Source organism: Micromonospora sp. NPDC005257 (genome assembly GCF_042872445.1).
Taxonomy (GTDB): Bacteria; Actinomycetota; Actinomycetes; order Mycobacteriales; family Micromonosporaceae; genus Micromonospora.
Window position 1 is genome coordinate 279,963 of sequence record NZ_JBIAKL010000002.1, and the last position, 16,598, is coordinate 296,560.

Genomic DNA, 16,598 nt, shown 5'->3' on the forward strand with positions numbered 1-16,598 from the left:
GCCCCCGCACACCGAGCGGCGTCTCCGCCGGCGCCGGACGGCGGCCTGCTGGCGGAGACCGCCGGTCACGATACCGGACCGCGCCCGGGACGCCAGGCCGGCGACGGCGTACGGCGTCCGACGTCGACGCAGCGTGCCGGGCTCGTCGCGCAGCGCCGCTCAACCGCCCAGCAGGGCGGCGCTTACCTCGTCCCAGATCTCCGGGCTGGCCGCCACGAGAAGTCCCCGGCCCTCGTCGGCCGGATGGTAGTCGGTGCCGTCGAACCGGCGGGCCACGCCACCGGCCTCGCGCACCAGCAGGGCGCCGGGCGTGTGGTCCCACGGCAGGGTGCGCCAGAACAGCACGAACTGCTGCGCGCCGGTGAGGATGTCCAGGTATTCCCGGCCGGCGCAGTGCTGGCCGGGCAGCAGCTCGCCGATCCGGCGCCCGCCCTCCTCCACCTGGCGGCGGAAGTCCGGAGGCAGGAACTTCGTCGCCGCGGTGCCCCGCAGCGCGCGCACCTCGGGTTCCTCGTGCGGCGTCCACAGCGACGCCCCGTCCAGCCGGGTGCCCGCGCCGAGCCGGGCCGCCGCCATCGTGCCGTCCAGCGGGTCGTACACCCAGGACGCCACCGGTACGCCGTCGGTGAGCAGCGCCGCCATCAGCGCGAACGGGCGGCGGCCGGCGGCGAAGTTGGAGGTGCCGTCGACCGGGTCGACGAGCCACACGTCGCCGCTGCTACCCAGGTGCCGCAGCAGGTCCGGGTCCTCCGCGACGGCTTCCTCGCCCACCACCACCGAGCCGGGGCGCAGCCGCCGCAGCCCTTCGGAGATCAGCGCCTCGGCCTCGCGGTCGGCGACGGTGACCACCTCGCCCGGTGCCTTCTCGGAGATGTCGGACGCGTCGAGCCGGCGGAACAACGGCACGACGACCTTGGCCGCCGCCTCCTTCAGCAGCGCGCCGACGTCGTCCAGCAGCGGGTCAGCCACGCGGAGGCAGCTTGACCACGCTGACGAAGAACTCGTCGATCTGGCGGACCACCGAGATGAAGCGCTCGAAGTCCACCGGCTTGGTCACGTAGGCGTTGGCGTGCAACTGGTAGCTGCGCAGGATGTCCTCGTCGGCCTGCGAGGTGGTGAGCACCACCACCGGGATGCGCCGGAGCTGCTCGTCCTTCTTGATCTCCTTGAGCACCTCCCGGCCGTCGCGCCGGGGCAGGTTCAGGTCGAGCAGGATCAGGTCGGGCGTCACCGCGTCCGCGTACTGGCCCTCCTGGCGCAGGTAGGCCAGCGCCTCGGCGCCGTCGGAGACGACGGTGAGGCGGTTGCGGAGCTTGTGCTCCTCGAACGCCTCCTGGGTCATCAGCACGTCACCGGGGTCGTCCTCGACGAGCAGGACCTCGATCGGGCTCTTGCCGTCCGCGGGCGCGGTCATCCCACCGTCTCCTTCATGCCACCGTTTGTACCGTGTCGGTCCGCCTCCGCGGGCGGCTCTTCGCGTGCCTCGCCGTCCGGCTGCCGCTCGACGCCCGCCGGGTCGTCGTCGGCACCCTCGGCGGCCGGCGCCTCGGCCGGCTCCGCGGCGTCCTCCGCGTCCGGCGCGGCCTCCGCCGCCCGGGCGGCCTCGATGTCGGCCTCCAGCGCGGGCAGCGTGAACCGGATGGTCGTGCCCTCGTCGGCGTCGGTGTCCACCCAGACCCGGCCGCCGTGATACTCCACGATCTTCTTCACGATGGCCAGTCCGATGCCGGTGCCCGGGTACGCGTCCTTCGAGTGGAGCCGCTGGAAGATCACGAAGATCTTGTCGGCGAACTCCGGTTCGATCCCGATGCCGTTGTCCCGGCAACTGATCTCCCACTCGCCGTCCACCAGCCGGGCCGACACGTGCACCTTCGGCGGCACGTCGGGCCGGCGGAACTTCACCGAGTTGCTGACCAGGTTGACCAGCAGGTTGGTCAGCAGCGGCTCCTCGCCGCGGATGGTCGGCATCTCGCCCCAGGTCAGCTCCGCGTCGGCGTACTGCAACGCCGCCTCGGTCTGCCCCGCCACGTCGCCCATCACCTTGTTCAGGTCGACCTCGGTGAAACCGGTGGTCAACCGGCCGATCCGGGAGAACGCCAGCAGGTCGTTGATCAGCCGCTGCATGCGCTGCGCGCCGTCCACCGCGAACGCGATGTACTGGTCGGCCCGCTCGTCGAGCTGGCCGGCGTAGCGCCGCTGGAGGAGCTGGCAGAAGCTGGCCACCTTACGCAGCGGCTCCTGGAGGTCGTGCGAGGCGACGTACGCGAACTGCTCCAGGTCACGGTTGGACCGGGTCAGCTCCTCCGCCTGCTTCTGCAACTGGCTGTTCACCCACTCGATGCGCTCCCGCGCCTCGCGTACCTCGTCCAGCTCGCGGGCGATCTTCATGCGCATCTGGTCGATGTCCTCGGCCAGCCGGCGGAACTCCGGCGGCCCGGAGCCCTCGATGTGGTGCCGGTAGTCGCCGTCGGCCACCTCGCGTACCTGGCTGACGAGGGCGGCCAGCGGGCGGATCAGGATCCGGTCCAGCGAGAGCAGCATGACCACGCCGGCCGTCGTCACCACCAACGCGGCGATGATCAGCAGCACGACAAGCGCGTTGCTCGTCGAGTTGACCCGGTCGGCCGTCTCCTCCCGGACGGTGAGGATCTCGTCCTGGAGGGTGTTCACCGCGGACCGGATGCCGTCGAACTGCTGGCGGGTCTGGTCCGTGATCAGCGCCTGGCCGGCCTCCGGGCCGTCCCGCTCGACCGTGGTGATCACCGGCTCGGCCACCTGGGCCCGCCACTGGGCGGTCTCCCGCTCCACCACCTCCAGCGACCGGCGTACTTCCGGATAGTCGGCGGACAGATCCCGGATCGACGCGGCCAGGCTCTGCTCCCGCTGCACGCCCTGCTGGTAGGGCTCCAGGTCGGTGCGGTCACCGTTCACCGCGTACCCGCGCACCGAGGTCTCCTGGTCGAGCAGCACGCTCATCAGCTCCTGCGCCTCGACGCGCAGCGGGCCGGTCTTGAGCAGCACCGCGTCGATGTTCTCGCGGTTCTTCGCGGCGACCGCCGCCTCCGCGGCGGCAAGCCCGAGCAGCAGCACCACCACCACGCCGAGGAGCGCGACCACCCGCCGCCGCAGGGTCCACCCCTGCTGGTACGCCTTCACAGGTTCCTCCCCGTTCACCGCATCATCTTCACTCGCGCCAGCGGGGCCGGCTCAGCGCTCACCGGCCGCTGCCCCGCGTGACCAGCAGCATCGCCACGTCGTCGGCGAGCGGGCCGCCGTTTATCTGCTCGGCCCGCCCGACCAGCCAGGCGGGCAGCTCGGCCAGCGGCACCGCCCGGTTCGCCGGGTCGGCGAGCAGCCCGGTCAGACCCGGCACGTCGAGGCGTTCGTCCCCGCCGTCCACCCGGCCCTCGATCAGGCCGTCCGTATACATCAGCAGGGACCAGTCGTCGGTGTCGAACTCCAGGTCGAAGGCGATCGGGCGGCGCGGGCGTACGCCCAGCAGCAACCCGCCCTTGGCCGGCACCGGCGCGACCTTGCCGCCGCTGAGCAGCAGCGGCGGCGGGTGACCGGCGAGGCGTACGGTGGCCCGCGCCGACGCCAGGTCGAGCCGGGTGGTGGCCACCGTCGCGAAGATCTCCTGGAGGCGGCGCTCACTCATCAGCACCTGCTCCAGCGCGGGCAGCACCTCGTCGTCGGGCACCCCGGCCAGCACCAGGGCCCGCCAGGCCACGCGCAGTTCGACGCCGAGCGCGGCCTCGTCCACGCCGTGCCCGCACACGTCGCCGACGATCAGGTCGATGCGGTCCGGCTGGGTCTGCACCACGTCGTAGAAGTCGCCGCCGATCAGCGCGGCGTGCCGGCCGGGCCGGTAGAACGTGTGCACCGACACCTCGTCGGTGGTCATCAGCGGCTGCGGCAGCAGGCCCCGCTCCAGGCGGGCGGACTCGGCCTGGCGCAGCTCCACCTCGCGCAGCCGTCGGGCGTTCTCGTCGGCCCGCTTGCGCTCCACCGCGTACCGCAGGGCCCGGGTCAGCAGGACACCGTCGACCTGGCCCTTGACCAGGTAGTCCTGCGCGCCCTCGGCGACCGCGACGATGCCCAGGTGCTCGTCGGACCGGCCGGTCAGCACGCAGACCGCGGCGCCGCTCGCCATCTCCAGCACCCGGCGCAACCCGTCCAGGCCCTGCGCGTCCGGCAGACCCAGGTCGAGCAGGACGCAGTCCACGCCCATCACGCGTTGCCGTGCCTCGCTGAGACTCGTCGCGACCAGCAGGTCGATCATCGAGTTGGTCTCGGCGAGCAGCTCGCCGACCAGGAAGGCGTCGCCTTCGTCGTCCTCGACCAGCAGCACCCGCAGCCGCTCGCCCGGCGGCACGCCGCCGTGCAGCCCCGCCCCGGCCGACGGCACGTAGGCGGCACCCGACGCGCCGGCTCCCCGGAGCGGTCGGGTCACCGCCGCGAGTCGCGGGAGTTCGCTGGTGATGTCGGGCTCCTTCCGAATGCCCTGCTGATCCTGACTCAGACAACAGTCGCACACAACGCGACCGGCACCGGCGCGGCGGAGCGTGTGACCGGTCCACTCCCACAGCGGCACGGTCGACCCACGATGTTACGCGGCAACAGTTGTCGCACCGGCAGCGCACCGACCGAGGACTGCCGCCGCAGCCCTCGGGGGTGCAGGATGATCCCCACCCCCGTAGATCCACCCCGAGGAGTCCCCGTGGGCGCACCCCCCACCCGCCCCGCCGACCGCGCGTTCACCAGGCCCCGCCGCCGGCCGATCGCCGCCGTGGCCGCCCTTTTCGCACTGCTCGCCGTCGGGGCGGGCGTTCTGGTCGGCCTCTCCACCCCGGCACCGCGTCCGGCGGACGCGCCCGCGAACGAGTTCAGCGCGGCCCGGGCGTACCGGAACGTCGAGGTGATCGCCGCCGAGCCGCACGCGGCGGGCAGCGCCGCCAACGACCGGGTACGCGAACACCTGGTGGCGACGCTGCGCGGGCTGGGTCTGGAGACCGAGGTGCAGGACGCGGTGGCACCCGAGGCCGGGCAGCTGTCCGGCGCGGCGGGCGGGGCGACGCTGGCCCGGGTCCGCAATGTGGTGGCCCGGCTGGCCGGCACCGATCCGACCGGGAAGGTCTTCCTGGTCGCGCACTACGACTCGGTGCAGACCGGGCCGGGCGGCAACGACGACGCCGCCGGCACCGCCGCGATCCTGGAGGTGGCCCGGGCGCTGACCACCGGCCCGCGCCCCCGCAACGACATCGTCTTCGTGCTCACCGACGCGGAGGAGGCGTGCCTGTGCGGGGCCGCCGGATTCGCCGCCTACCACCCGCTCGCCCGCGACGGCGGGGTGGTGCTCAACCTGGAGGCGCGCGGCTCCACCGGCCCGGTGATCATGTTCGAGACGTCCCGGAACAACGCGAAGCTGGTGGAGGTCTTCGGCAAGGCCGCGCCGCACCCGGTGGGCACGTCGTTCGCGGTGGAGATCTACCGGGCGCTGCCGAACGACACCGACTTCACCGCGTTCCTGGACCGCAGGTTCGTCGGCCTGAACTCCGCGTACATCGACGGCGGGGCGATCTATCACACCCCGCTCGACGTGCCCGCCCGGGTGGACCGGGGCAGCCTCCAGATGCACGGCGACAACGCGCTCGGCCTGGCCCGCGAGTTCGGCCGTACCGACCTGGGCGACCTGCGCGCCGGCCACGACGACACCTACTTCCCGGTGCTCGGCGGGCTGGTCCGCTACTCCGGCTGGCTGACAGTGCCGCTCGCCGTGGTCGCGCTGCTCGCCGTCGGCGCGCTCGGCTGGTTCCTGCGCCGCCGGGGCCGGGCCACCGCCGGCACGCTCGCTGCCGGCTTCGGCCTGGCCCTGGTGCCGGTTGTCGTGGCACCGCTCGGCGCGTGGCTGCTCTGGGCCGCGATCACCACGATCCGCCCCGGGTACGCCGAACTGCTCGACCCGTACCGCCCGGTGGCGTACCGGCTCGCCGTGGTGGCGCTCTCCGCCGCGGTGCTGTTCTGCTGGTACGCGCTGCTGCGCCGCCGGGTCGGCCCGGCCGCGCTGGCGTTCGGCGGGCTGGCCTGGCTGGCAGTCTTCGGTGTGCTGCTCGCCGTGGCGGTGCCCGGCGGGGCGTACCTGACGACAGTGCCGGCGCTGGCCGGCGCGCTCGCCGGGTTCGCGGCGCTCGCCACCCGGCGTGACGGCCCGTGGCCGGTGGTGGCGGTGACGCTCGCCGCCGCGGTGGCGGTGGTGGTCCTGCTGCCGCCGGTGGTGCTGCTGTTCCCGGCGCTCGGCATGGGCATGGGCGCGGTAGCCGCGCTCGTCGCGGTGCTGCTCGGCCTCGCCGTACTCCCGGTGGTGGACCTGCTGCACCCCCGGGCCGGCGGCCAGCGCGGCCTGCTCGCGCTGCGCGCACGCCGGCTGGGCGCGCTGCCCGCCGGGGCCGCCGCGCTGGCGGCGGTGGTGCTCGCCGGGGTCGGCCTGGCGGTGGACCGCTTCGACGCCGCGCACCCCGTGCCGACCCACCTGATGTACGCGCTGGACGCGGGTACCGGGAAGGCGGCGTGGCTCAGCCGGGAGGAGAAGCCGCAGCCCTGGACCGACGGCTATGTCGACCGCACGATCTCGGTCGCCGACGACTTCCCGGGCCTGGGCAACGGCGAGATGCGCGCCGGACCGGCCGACGCCGCGCCCCTGCCCGCCCCGAAGCTGGACCTGCTCGACGACAGCAGTTCTGGTGACCAGCGCGTGCTGCGCGTGCGGGTGACGCCGCAGCGGCAGGTACGCCTGCTCACGCTGCACGTCGACACCACCACCGCCACCGTGCGGTCCGCCTCGGTGGCCGGGCGGGACGTGCCGGTCGAGCCGGGCGGCGGGAAGTGGGGGTTCGGCATCGTGTTCCACGCCCCGCCGCCGGAGGGTGTCGAGGTGACGCTGACGCTCGTGCCCGGCACCGGGGCCGTGTCGGTACGCGCCATGGACGCCAGCGACGGGCTGTCAGCGGTGCCCGGTTTCCGGCCCCGGCCGGCGCGCGTGGGCGTGGTCGGCTCGCACAGTTCGGAGATGCTGGCGGTGGCGCGCACGTACCCGCTCTGACCCGCCCCGGACGGCTGACCGCCCACGCGCGGGCGGTCAGCCGTCCGGGTGGTCAGCCGTCCGGGTGAGAACGGCCCGACACCGTCGGCGGCAGCCGCCGCTGCCGGACATTGGGACGTGTGAAGACGCTCGCCATCATCCTCGGGGGTGGGATCGGCGCCACCCTGCGGTACGTGCTGTGGCAGAGCTTCGCCGAGCCCACGCCGCCGCACTTCCCCTGGGTCACCTTCGGGATCAACATGGTCGGGGCGTTCGCCCTCGCCGCCGTGACGACACTCGTCGCCGCGCACCTGCTCAAGGGCCGTGGGGCAAGCCGTTCCTGTCCACCGGGCTGATCGGTGGCTTCACCACCTGGTCGCACTTCATCGTCGAGTCCGACCAGTTGATCGGCACCGGGCGTACCGGGCCGGCCATCATCTACCTGGTCGCGAGCATCATCGGCGGTGTCGCCGCCGCCGCGCTCGGCGCCCGCCTCGCCGAACTCGCGACGGGCCGTCACCCGGCCGGGCGTGCGTGATGTGGGTAGGTATCGGGGTGTTCCTGGCCGGCGGGCTCGGCGCGCTGGCCCGTGCCGGGGTCGACGCGGTGGTCAAGCCCTGGTGGGCGGCACGGGTCTCCGGGTCCGGCAAGGCGTTCCCGGCCAGCACCTTCCTCATCAACGTCTCGGGCGCGTTCGCGCTCGGCGTCGTCACCGGCTTCGCCGCGAAGCACGTCGGCGCCGGAGCGCGGGACTTCGCCACGATCGTCGGGACCGGCTTCATCGCGGCGTACACCACGTTCTCCACCGAGGAGTGGCACACGCTGGGGCTGCTGCGCAAGAGCGCCGCCGTCGAGGCGTTCAACGTGCTCGGGAGCCTGGGGGCGAGCCTGGTGCTGGCCGCGCTCGGCCTCTGGCTCGGCGAGCAGATCTGAACCATGTCGAGCACCAGCTGGTGCTCCTGGTCAAGGCTCGCCGGGTTGCCGTGGATGAGCTCCGATGGTGGTGGCCGGCGTGATGATCGCGTCGCCAGGTACCCACAAGAGGCAGCTAGGCTGCCGGTGTGCCGACCGATGTGGAGCGAGTCCGGCAGGCGCTGGCGATGTGGGAGGCTTTTCCTGTTCACCGCGAGCCGCGCCCGATCGTGCTGACAGCGATGGGCGTCAGGGCGCTCGACCGGCTGATGGCGGACACCCGGTGGCGGGCGTTGTTCGACACCCCCGGCGTTCCGGAGTCCGAGTTGCCGCCGGAGATCGCGCCGGCAGCCGTCGACTACTGCCGTGACGTGCAGAGCGGGGCACAGAGACCGTTGGCGAACATCATCCGGGCGACCGGGCCGTTCGCCACCGACCGAGGCGTCCGCGAACTCCCGGCGTGGATGATGTACCCCGACGACCGGCGATGGCCGTTCATCGCTCTGGAGCCCGACTTCGAGCGTCGGATGACGTGGCGGCCACCCGGCGTACGGGCCACTCATCACGAGGAGGCCGTGCTCGCGACCGATGGGCGCACTCTGACGTTCCGGTTCATCGGAACGCCCACGCAATATGCCGACTACCCCGACGCCTTGGTGTACGAAACGGACACGGCGGTGCTCGTCGAGCCGGTGGAGATCGCCCGCGACGGGAACGGCATTCGACTGGCCTACGCCGAAGAGCGCGAGGTGGTGGTGCGCCTGGCCGCTCCGCTCGACAACCGGGTCCTGGTCGGCATCGGGCACGGTCCCGGAACAACCACCTTCGGCTCCCCCATAACGGTGCTCACGCCGGCCTGACCGAGGTGAGCGGGTCTGAAACCGTCGTCCGTGCTGCCTAGCGCGACGGCTGGTTCAACCCGGACGAGCCGCCCACGCCCGGAACGTTGGCCGACGTGGCGTGGGTGGGGTCAGCGCCGGCCCAGGATTTCGGCGACCCGCAGGAACCCGTCCGTACCGTGGCCCAGTCCGACGACGCGGCGTGCCATGCCCTCGGCCGCGCGCATCACCCCGGCGTCGATGCCGTGCGCCTCGGACGTGTGCACGATGTGGGCCATCGACGACACGGCGGAGGTGATCGGATTGCCATCGCCGGGGAAGTCGCCCGCGTCCATCTCCGCCGCGCCCTCCTCGAAGATGGGCGGCAGGATCGCCGCGATGCCGGCGGCGAACGGCGTCAACTCCCGGGCCGTCACGCCCTCCGCCTTCGCCACGGCCAGCGCGTGCGCGTAGCCCGCCATCGCGGTCCAGAAGATGTCGAGCAGCACGATGTCGTACGCCGCCGCGCGCCCGATCTCCTCGCCGAGGTGGGTGTGGCTGCCGCCGAGCGCGTCGAGCACCTGCTGATGCTCCTGATAGACGCTCGCCGGACCGCTGTAGATGAGCACCGCGTCCTCGGTGCCGATGGTGGTGGTCGGCGTCATGATCGCACCGTCGAGGTAGCGGATGCCGTGTCCGGCCGCCCAGTCGGCGGTGTCCCGGGCCCGGCCCGGGGTGTCTGCCGTCAGGCTGACGACGGTGCGCCCGTGGAGCGCGGCGGCCACCGCATCGCGGCGAAGGATCGCGTCCGACGCGTCGTAGTTCACCACGCAGACCACCGTCAGCCTGCTCGCGGCTACGGCTTCTTCGGCGGTCCGGGCGCTTGCCGCGCCCCGCTCGACCAGCTCGCGGTCCCTGCCGGGTGTGCGGTTCCAGACCGTGGTGGAGATTCCGGCGTCCAGGAAGGCGCCGGCCAGCGCGCGACCCATCGGGCCCAGGCCGAGCACCGTGACAGACTTGTCGGGATTGATGTTCACGCAGACTCCTCTTGCTGAATGGGACGCAGATGACGCGCAGCCGGGCCCAGGATCTGAACGTCTGTGGAGTGACCGCCGCGATCGCCGTGATCGACGGCAAGTGGAAGACAGCCCTGCTCTGGCTGCTGGAATCCGGCCCGCGCCGCCCCGGTGAGCTGCGCCGGGAGCTTCGCGGCCTCACCGAGAAGGTGCTGACTCAGGCGTTACGCGAGATGGAGAGCGACGGGCTGGTGCACCGGGAGGCGTACGAGGTGCTGCCGTTGAAGACCGAGTACTCGCTGACCCCGTTCGGCCGCGAACTCGCCGAGGCGCTGACCCCCCTCTCCGACTGGGGGCACCGCCGGCTGGACAAACTCACCGAAGCGCGCACCGCCTCCTGACCCGCCCTCTTCCGCCTCCGCCCACAACCAGGTTCGTCGCGGCCGCGCCCGGCGACAAGTACCCACAAAAAAGTGGCTACGCCTGGTGATCGACGGCGAGCCCACGTCCGGGAGACTCGGGGCATGGAGTTCTTCTGCTACCACCGCGATCGGCTCGGCTCGGCAGCTCTGCGTCGGGAACTGGTCGAGGAACACTGGTCCTACATGGACCGGTTCGCGGAGCAGATGATCGCGCGCGGCCCGACCCTCGCCGACGACGGCTCGCCGACCGGCAGCGTGCACATCCTGAGCCTGCCCGACCCCGCCGCCGCCCGGGCGTTCGCCTTCGACGAGCCCAACTACCAGGCCGGCGCGTACCGGGACGTGATGCTGCGCCGGTGGCGCAACATGCTGGGCCGCACCATGTGGGATTTTCCCGGCGGCCGCTCGGGCGGCAACCGGTACCTGGTGCTCGGCCTCGGTCCAGCGCAGAGCACAGGCCCGGTGCTTCCGCAGCGACAGGACGGGCTGATCGCGTACGGACCGCTGCTGTCCGACGACGGCGTGACGTGGCTCGGCACGGCGGCGCTGGTGCGGGCGACCGGGCCGGACGAGGCGCGCTCGGTGCTGGCCGCCGACCGGTACGCCGAGGTCGAGGTGCGCCAATGGGTGTTCGGCGGCCGCCCGGACCCGGATGCCGCCGCCTCGGCGTAGCGGAACGGGTGCACCCCGGTTGTAGGGTCGCGGGGGTGTTCGACGCGATCTCTGCCGCCGTGGTGCGGCACCGACGTCCCCTCCTGGTCGCGGGCCTGCTGGTAGCGGCCGGGAACGCCGCCGCCATGGGCTACGCGCCGGACGTGGCGCGGGCGTCGGCCCTCCCGCTTCTCCTCCTCGCGCTGACCCTCGTGATCCTGGCAGTCATCGGCATGGGGACACGGCCCGCCGCTCTGGTGGTGCTGCCGCGAAACGCGGCCTTCGCCTCGCCGGTCCCGGCGTGGCGGGTTCTCCTCGCCCTGGGACTCCTCGGTCAGTCCTCCGCAACCGTCGGCTCATACCTGCGTTCCGCGGACGCGGGCACCGCGACCACGTCCGAGCTCGTCATCGACCTGCCCTGGCTCGCGCTGGTCACGCTGGTGGTAGCCACGGCGTGGCGCGGGCACAGCGTGCGGCTCAGCCCGGACGGCATTCGCACGATGGGACTCCTCGGGTCGCGCACGATCCCGTGGGAGGCCCTGCCGCGCGTCGAGGCGCCGAGCAACGACATGCGGTCCATGATGCGGCTGCCGCTGACGTTCGCAGACCCCGCGCTGGTGCGGCGTCGTGGCCTGGTGGGTCGCCCGGCGATACCCGCCGACGGCGTCCAGCCGCGCTTCCTCGCCTCCGTCGTCGACCACTACGTCGCCCACCCGGGCGGTCGGACCGCCATCGGCAGCCGGACGAATACGGTCGGCTGGTCGCCCACCTGCACGGTACGGCCGGCTGACCTGGCTTGCAGAGGCTCTACTTCCAGCGGAAGTGCACGAACAGGCGGCCGAAGTTCTTCGAGTCCTTCTCGACCCGGTGGTAGAGCTGCTTCACGTCCTTCTGGTCGAGGAAGCGCAGCACCTTCTTCTTCAGCGCGCCCGACCCCTTGCCCGGGATGATCTCCACGAGCGTGGCCTTCTTCGCCACCGCCTCGTCCATGATCCCGCGCAGCGCACGATCGATGTCGTGGCCCTTGTTGTAGATGTCGTGGAGGTCGAGCTTGAGCTTCACGGTCCCATCCTAGGTACGCGGAAGGGCAGCCCGCCTGGGCTGCCCTTCCTCGCGGTCCGTCAACGACCGGCATGGCCCGTCAACGACCGACCTTGCCCTCCACCCGGCGCAGAGCGGTGGCGTAGTCGGTGTTCGTCGAGTACATCGCGGCCGCGATGCGCAGGTGCCGCAGCGCGTCCACCGGCCGGTTCATCCGCTCCAGCGTGCGGCCGAGCACGTGGTGCGCGTAGTGGTCGCTCGGGTCGCGGTCGACCAGCTCGCGCAGCTGCTCCTCGGCCCGGTTCAGCTGGGCCGACTGGAAGTACGCGCGGGCCAGCAGCTGCCGGACCGAGGAGTTGTCCGGCTCCGCCTCGATGATCGGTTCGAGCAGCCGGGCCGCCCCGGTCGGGTCACCCGCTTCGAAGAACATGGTCGCCCGCCGGTAATCCGCCAGAAGATCCACTCGACCCACCTCCTCGTATCGCGCCAGCCCTTGGTCCGACGCTGGCACAACACCGGCGGAACCGCGAGTGTTCCTGCGGGGTGAAAGATCAGGTGGTCGGGTCGTACCGGCCGCCGATCAGGTCCCAGGCCCGGACACCGCCCACGATTCCGGCAGTGTTCGGGACGATCACCACATCGTCCCCCATCCGGGCCACCTGCTCGGGCCGGATCAACCGGGAGTTGCCGCCGCCGAGGTACAGCCGGTCCCAGCGGAACACCGGCCGCAGGCCGTCCACCACCTGCCGGATCCGCCGCGACCAGAACGCGTCGCCCAGGCGCCGCCGTTCCGGCTCCCCCACGTACGTGTCGTAGGTGGTGTTCCACCGCACCGGCGCGTGCGACAACTCCAGGTGCGGCGCCAGCACCCCGCCGTCGAACAGCGCGCTGCCCAGCCCGGTGCCGAGCGTCAGCACCAGCTCGCAACCGGTCCCGGCGACCACACCCGCGCCGTGCACCTCGGCGTCGTTGAGCACCAGCGCCGGCACCCCGAACGCCTCGGCCAGCGCGGTGCGCGCGTCGTACCCGGACCACTCGGCCACCAGGTCCGGGTCGACGCGGCTGCGCGGCCCGGAGCGGGTCACGTAGTGCGGCGTCGCCACCACGACGCCGTGCCGGATCATGCCGGGCATGCCGACGGTGAGCCGGTCCGCCGTGGGCAGCCGGGCGCCGAGATCCAGCAGCGTCTTGACGAACAGGCCGGGCGGCAGGGGGTACGGCGTGGGCACGCGAAGCGGCCGGGAGCGCATGGTCCCGGCGGCATCCAGCACGGAGGCCTTGATCCCGCCGCCACCACAGTCGATCGCCAGTGTGGTCACCACGGCTGTGAGTCTCCCTCAGATCGGTGCCGCCGCGGGCGCGGGTCACCGTAATCCGGATGCGCCCGCCGGTAGGCTCGGTTCCCTGATGAGCGCCACGTTGATCGCCAAGGACCTCACCGCCGGCCACGGTGACCGCATCCTCTTCGAAGACCTCGACCTGGTCGTCGCGCCGGGCGACGTGATCGGCCTGGTCGGTGTGAACGGCGCCGGCAAGTCCACGCTGCTGCGTACCCTCGCGGGTCTTGCCCCTCGCGAGCAGGGCTCGGTGGCGCTGAGCCCGCCCACGGCGACGGTCGGCTACCTGCCGCAGGAGCCGGAGCGCCGGCCCGGCGAGACGGTCCGCGACTTCCTGGCCCGGCGGACCGGGGTGAGTGCCGCGCAGGCCGCGCTGGACGCCGCGACCGAGGCGCTCACCGCCGGGGCGGCGGGCGCCGACGACACGTACGCGAACGCCTTGGAACGCTGGCTCGACCTCGGCGGCGCGGATCTGGACGAGCGGGCCGCGCAGGTCGCCGCCGAGCTGGGTCTCGACGTCGACCTGGACCATCCGATGACCGGCCTGTCCGGCGGGCAGGCGGCCCGCGCCGGGCTCGCGTCGCTGCTGCTCAGCCGGTACGACGTCTTCCTGCTCGACGAGCCCACGAACGACCTCGACCTGGCCGGGCTGGACCGGCTGGAACGCTTCGTCACCGGCCTGCGCGCCGGGACCGTGCTGGTCAGCCACGACCGGGAGTTCCTCACCCGCACCGTCAACCGGATCGTCGAGCTGGACCTGCACCAGCGGCAGGTCAAGCACTACGGCGGTGGCTACGCGGCCTACCTGGAGGAGCGGGAGGTGGCGCGCCGGCACGCCCGCGAGGAGTTCGAGGAGTACGCCGACACGAAGGCCGGCCTGGAGGCGCGCGCCCGCACCCAGCGGGCGTGGATGGAGAAGGGCGTCAAGAACGCCCGGCGCAAGGCCACCGACAACGACAAGGTCGGCCGCAAGTTCCGCGCCGAGTCGACCGAGAAGCAGGCCGCCAAGGCCAAGCAGACCGCCCGGCTGATCGAGCGGCTGGATGTGGTCGAGGAGCCGCGCAAGGAGTGGGAGCTGCGGATGGAGATCGCCGCCGCGCCCCGCGCCGGCGCCGTCGTGGCCTCGCTCCGGCAAGCGGTGGTACGCCGTGGCGGCTTCACGCTCGGACCGGTGGACCTGCAGATCGACTGGGCCGACCGGGTCGCGATCACCGGGGCGAACGGCTCCGGCAAGAGCACCCTGCTCGCCGCGCTGCTCGGCCGGCTGCCACTGGACGAGGGACACGCCGCGCTCGGCCCGGGTGTGGTGGTCGGCGAGGTCGACCAGGCCCGGGGACTGTTCCTCGGCGACCAGCCGCTGCTCGACGCGTTCGGTGCCGCCGTACCCGATCTGGCCCCGGCGGACGTGCGGACGCTGCTGGCCAAGTTCGGGCTGCGCGCCGACCACGTGCTGCGACCGGCGGCGACGCTGTCCCCCGGCGAGCGGACCCGGGCCGCGCTGGCTCTGCTCCAGGGCCGCGGGGTCAACCTGCTGGTGCTCGACGAGCCGACCAACCACCTCGACCTGACCGCTATCGAGCAACTGGAGTCGGCGCTGGCGAGCTACCCGGGCACGCTGCTGCTGGTGACCCACGACCGGCGGATGCTCGACGCGGTGAGCGTGAACCGGCGGCTACGCGTGGCGGACGGACGGATCGCCGAGCACTGATCCGTGCCGACCGGCGCGCGCCGGTCCACAATGAGCGCATGCTCAAGTGGGAGTACGCGCTGCTGGTCCGCCGTCGTCAACCCGCCACGACCGACCTCGGGTTCGAAGTCGTCTTCATCTGGTACGGCCCGGACGGCTCCATGATCGACGTGACGCCCTACGGCGACACCGCGCTGGCCCACCTGAACCGGGCCGGTGACCAGGGCTGGGAACTGGTCGCGATGAGCGAGGACCCGTCGCTTCCCGGCAACAACGAGCTGCACCGCTACCACCTCAAGCGCCCGAAGACTGCTCCCGCCCAGCCCCGCCAGCGCATGCGAGGCTCCCGCACGGTCCGCCGCACCCTCTCCCCCTAACCCCGCCCCGCCCGCGCGATCTTGCAGTTGCGGCCCTTCGCCTGCCCCTTTTTGCGAGCTTGGTCCGGGCCGAAACTCCATGATCGAGCGGGCAGCCGCGAGTCCTGGCGTCGGGGGCACCTGGGTCGTCGTCAGGTGCCGGACGTGGTGGCGGCGGGTGCGGGCTGCCGGTCGATGTCGGGTTCGAGGTAGATCGCCGTGGCGGTGGGCAGCGCCCGGCGGATCCGCGCCTCGGCGTCGTCGATGGTGGCGGCGACGTCGGATCCCCGGTCGGAGGTGCTGATCGCGATCTTCGCGGCGACCAGGAGTTCCTCCGGCCCCAGGTGCAGGGTGCGCAGGTGGATGACCCGGTCGACGCCCGGGGTGGAGACCAGCTCGGCGTGGATCGTGCTCACCTCCTCGGGCACGGCGGCCTCGCCGATGAGCAGGCTCTTGGTCTCGACGGCGAGGACGACGGCGATGACGACCAGCAGGACGCCGATGCACAGGGTGCCGATGCCGTCGAAGATCGCGTTCCCGGTGAGCACGCTCAAGCCCACGCCGGACAGGGCGAACAGCAGGCCGAGCAGGGCGCCGGCGTCCTCCAGCAGGATCACCGGCAGTTCCGGGGCGCGGGCGTGGCGGACGAAGGAGACCCAGGTCCGCTTGCCGCGTACCTTGTTCGCCTCCTTCACCGCGGTCCGCAGGGCGAAGCCCTCCAGGGCGAGCGCGATCAGCAGGACGGCGACGGCGACGAGCGGCGAGGACAGCTCGTGCGGGTCGCTGATCTTGTGGTAGCCCTCGTAGAGGGCGTACAGACCGCCGAGGGTGAACAGGATGATCGCAACGATGAACGAGTAGACGTAGCGCTCACGGGCATACCCGAAGGGGTGCAGCGCGGTCGGGGCGCGGCGGGCGCGCTTCCCGCCCACCAGCAGAAGGGCCTGGTTCGTGGAGTCCGCGACCGAGTGCACGCCCTCGGCGAGCATGGACGCGGACCCGGTGATGCCCGCGGCGACGAACTTGCTCACCGCGATGCCCAGGTTCGCGGCCAGCGCCGTCACCACTGCCTTGGTGCTGCCTTCCGCAGCCATCGGCTGTTCCCCCTCGTCGTACGTCACGGTTTTTGGGGGGTCAGTGTGCCAGCGGTCCGGCCGACCCGCCGACAGGGGTGCCGGTCGAGAAGTCGGCCCGACGAGCGGGCTGGAGCAGTCGACGACTGGCAGGCGGTGCCGAGGGCGGCGCCACCGACCACACCGGCGCACGTGAAGTCGAAGCCG

Annotated in this window: 17 protein-coding genes and 1 pseudogene; 9 read left to right on the top strand and 9 right to left on the bottom strand. The window is 72.4% G+C overall.

The annotated features are described in order from the left end of the window. Positions 1 to 159: 159 nt before the first annotated feature. From ACFYO8_RS04860 to ACFYO8_RS04875, 4 genes are read right to left on the bottom strand one after another with little or no spacing between them, the layout of a single operon-like run. Positions 160 to 969: an inositol monophosphatase family protein gene (locus ACFYO8_RS04860; protein ID WP_354874847.1), complete on the bottom strand. Its 810-nt coding sequence runs from the start codon at positions 967 to 969 to the stop codon at positions 160 to 162. Further along, positions 962 to 1,414, bottom strand: coding sequence for a response regulator (locus ACFYO8_RS04865; protein ID WP_354874845.1), 453 nt, complete (start codon positions 1,412 to 1,414; stop codon positions 962 to 964). The genes ACFYO8_RS04860 and ACFYO8_RS04865 overlap by 8 nt, the downstream gene beginning before the upstream one ends. Then, a complete protein-coding gene (locus ACFYO8_RS04870) occupies positions 1,411 to 3,156 on the bottom strand; it encodes an ATP-binding protein (RefSeq protein ID WP_355047200.1) in 1,746 nt (581 codons plus the stop codon). The genes ACFYO8_RS04865 and ACFYO8_RS04870 overlap by 4 nt, the downstream gene beginning before the upstream one ends. Before the next feature lie 58 nt (positions 3,157 to 3,214). Continuing rightward, complete coding sequence (locus tag ACFYO8_RS04875; RefSeq protein WP_354874843.1) at positions 3,215 to 4,453, bottom strand: fused response regulator/phosphatase; 1,239 nt, start codon at positions 4,451 to 4,453, stop codon at positions 3,215 to 3,217. 267 nt (positions 4,454 to 4,720) lie between these two features. Here ACFYO8_RS04875 and ACFYO8_RS04880 point away from each other — a divergent pair, with 267 nt between their 5' ends. From ACFYO8_RS04880 to ACFYO8_RS04900, 5 genes are all read left to right on the top strand, one after another. Next, a complete protein-coding gene (locus tag ACFYO8_RS04880) occupies positions 4,721 to 7,099 on the top strand; it encodes a M28 family peptidase (RefSeq protein ID WP_354874841.1) in 2,379 nt (792 codons plus the stop codon). A 119-nt stretch (positions 7,100 to 7,218) separates the two neighbouring features. After that, entirely contained in the window at positions 7,219 to 7,434 is a 216-nt protein-coding gene (locus ACFYO8_RS04885; RefSeq protein WP_354874839.1) for a CrcB family protein, read from the top strand. A gap of 29 nt (positions 7,435 to 7,463) precedes the next feature. Then, a complete protein-coding gene (locus ACFYO8_RS04890) occupies positions 7,464 to 7,616 on the top strand; it encodes a hypothetical protein (RefSeq protein ID WP_355093540.1) in 153 nt (50 codons plus the stop codon). Continuing rightward, positions 7,616 to 8,011 carry a CrcB family protein gene (locus tag ACFYO8_RS04895; protein WP_354874837.1) on the top strand — a complete coding sequence of 132 codons (396 nt, stop codon included), beginning with the start codon at positions 7,616 to 7,618 and terminating at the stop codon, positions 8,009 to 8,011. Before ACFYO8_RS04890 ends, ACFYO8_RS04895 begins: the two co-directional genes overlap by 1 nt. A gap of 128 nt (positions 8,012 to 8,139) precedes the next feature. Continuing rightward, on the top strand, positions 8,140 to 8,850 hold the full coding sequence (locus tag ACFYO8_RS04900) for a hypothetical protein (RefSeq protein WP_354874835.1): 711 nt from the start codon (positions 8,140 to 8,142) through the stop codon (positions 8,848 to 8,850). A 110-nt stretch (positions 8,851 to 8,960) separates the two neighbouring features. Here ACFYO8_RS04900 and ACFYO8_RS04905 read toward each other — a convergent pair whose 3' ends face one another. Beyond that, positions 8,961 to 9,845 carry an NAD(P)-binding domain-containing protein gene (locus tag ACFYO8_RS04905; RefSeq protein ID WP_354874833.1) on the bottom strand — a complete coding sequence of 295 codons (885 nt, stop codon included), beginning with the start codon at positions 9,843 to 9,845 and terminating at the stop codon, positions 8,961 to 8,963. A 29-nt stretch (positions 9,846 to 9,874) separates the two neighbouring features. Between ACFYO8_RS04905 and ACFYO8_RS04910 the strand changes: the two genes are divergently transcribed. Continuing rightward, positions 9,875 to 10,225 (top strand): helix-turn-helix domain-containing protein, encoded by a 351-nt coding sequence (locus ACFYO8_RS04910; protein ID WP_354874831.1) that lies wholly within the window; start codon positions 9,875 to 9,877, stop codon positions 10,223 to 10,225. Between the two features lie 123 nt (positions 10,226 to 10,348). Further along, positions 10,349 to 10,918 (top strand): YciI family protein, encoded by a 570-nt coding sequence (locus ACFYO8_RS04915; RefSeq protein WP_354874829.1) that lies wholly within the window; start codon positions 10,349 to 10,351, stop codon positions 10,916 to 10,918. 786 nt (positions 10,919 to 11,704) lie between these two features. Here the strand turns inward: ACFYO8_RS04915 and ACFYO8_RS04920 are convergent. From ACFYO8_RS04920 to ACFYO8_RS04930, 3 genes are all read right to left on the bottom strand, one after another. After that, positions 11,705 to 11,959 carry a Smr/MutS family protein gene (locus ACFYO8_RS04920; RefSeq protein ID WP_013288724.1) on the bottom strand — a complete coding sequence of 85 codons (255 nt, stop codon included), beginning with the start codon at positions 11,957 to 11,959 and terminating at the stop codon, positions 11,705 to 11,707. Positions 11,960 to 12,038: 79 nt separating this feature from the next. Beyond that, positions 12,039 to 12,401, bottom strand: a complete 363-nt coding sequence (locus tag ACFYO8_RS04925) for a tetratricopeptide repeat protein (RefSeq protein ID WP_354874826.1) — start codon at positions 12,399 to 12,401, stop codon at positions 12,039 to 12,041. A gap of 88 nt (positions 12,402 to 12,489) precedes the next feature. Further along, positions 12,490 to 13,260 (bottom strand): ROK family protein, encoded by a 771-nt coding sequence (locus ACFYO8_RS04930; RefSeq protein ID WP_354874824.1) that lies wholly within the window; start codon positions 13,258 to 13,260, stop codon positions 12,490 to 12,492. An 85-nt stretch (positions 13,261 to 13,345) separates the two neighbouring features. Between ACFYO8_RS04930 and ACFYO8_RS04935 the strand changes: the two genes are divergently transcribed. Both ACFYO8_RS04935 and ACFYO8_RS04940 read left to right on the top strand, forming a co-directional pair. Next, positions 13,346 to 14,983, top strand: a complete 1,638-nt coding sequence (locus ACFYO8_RS04935; protein ID WP_354874822.1) for an ABC-F family ATP-binding cassette domain-containing protein — start codon at positions 13,346 to 13,348, stop codon at positions 14,981 to 14,983. Positions 14,984 to 15,021: 38 nt separating this feature from the next. Then, a pseudogene (locus ACFYO8_RS04940) lies at positions 15,022 to 15,273 on the top strand (hypothetical protein); the annotation flags it as partial. Between the two features lie 197 nt (positions 15,274 to 15,470). Here ACFYO8_RS04940 and ACFYO8_RS04945 read toward each other — a convergent pair. Then, the gene (locus tag ACFYO8_RS04945) at positions 15,471 to 16,412 is read right to left on the bottom strand and encodes a cation diffusion facilitator family transporter (RefSeq protein ID WP_354874898.1); all 942 of its coding nucleotides are present in this window, start codon (positions 16,410 to 16,412) and stop codon (positions 15,471 to 15,473) included. Between the last annotated feature and the right edge of the window lie 186 nt (positions 16,413 to 16,598).

Coding starts and splice junctions, on each gene's coding strand:
- ACFYO8_RS04865 (WP_354874845.1), bottom strand. CDS start 1,414: ATGACCGCGCCCGCGGACGGCAAGAGCCCGATCGAGGTCCTGCTCGTC.
- ACFYO8_RS04935 (WP_354874822.1), top strand. CDS start 13,346: ATGAGCGCCACGTTGATCGCCAAGGACCTCACCGCCGGCCACGGTGAC.
- ACFYO8_RS04910 (WP_354874831.1), top strand. CDS start 9,875: ATGACGCGCAGCCGGGCCCAGGATCTGAACGTCTGTGGAGTGACCGCC.
- ACFYO8_RS04945 (WP_354874898.1), bottom strand. CDS start 16,412: ATGGCTGCGGAAGGCAGCACCAAGGCAGTGGTGACGGCGCTGGCCGCG.
- ACFYO8_RS04895 (WP_354874837.1), top strand. CDS start 7,616: ATGTGGGTAGGTATCGGGGTGTTCCTGGCCGGCGGGCTCGGCGCGCTG.
- ACFYO8_RS04915 (WP_354874829.1), top strand. CDS start 10,349: ATGGAGTTCTTCTGCTACCACCGCGATCGGCTCGGCTCGGCAGCTCTG.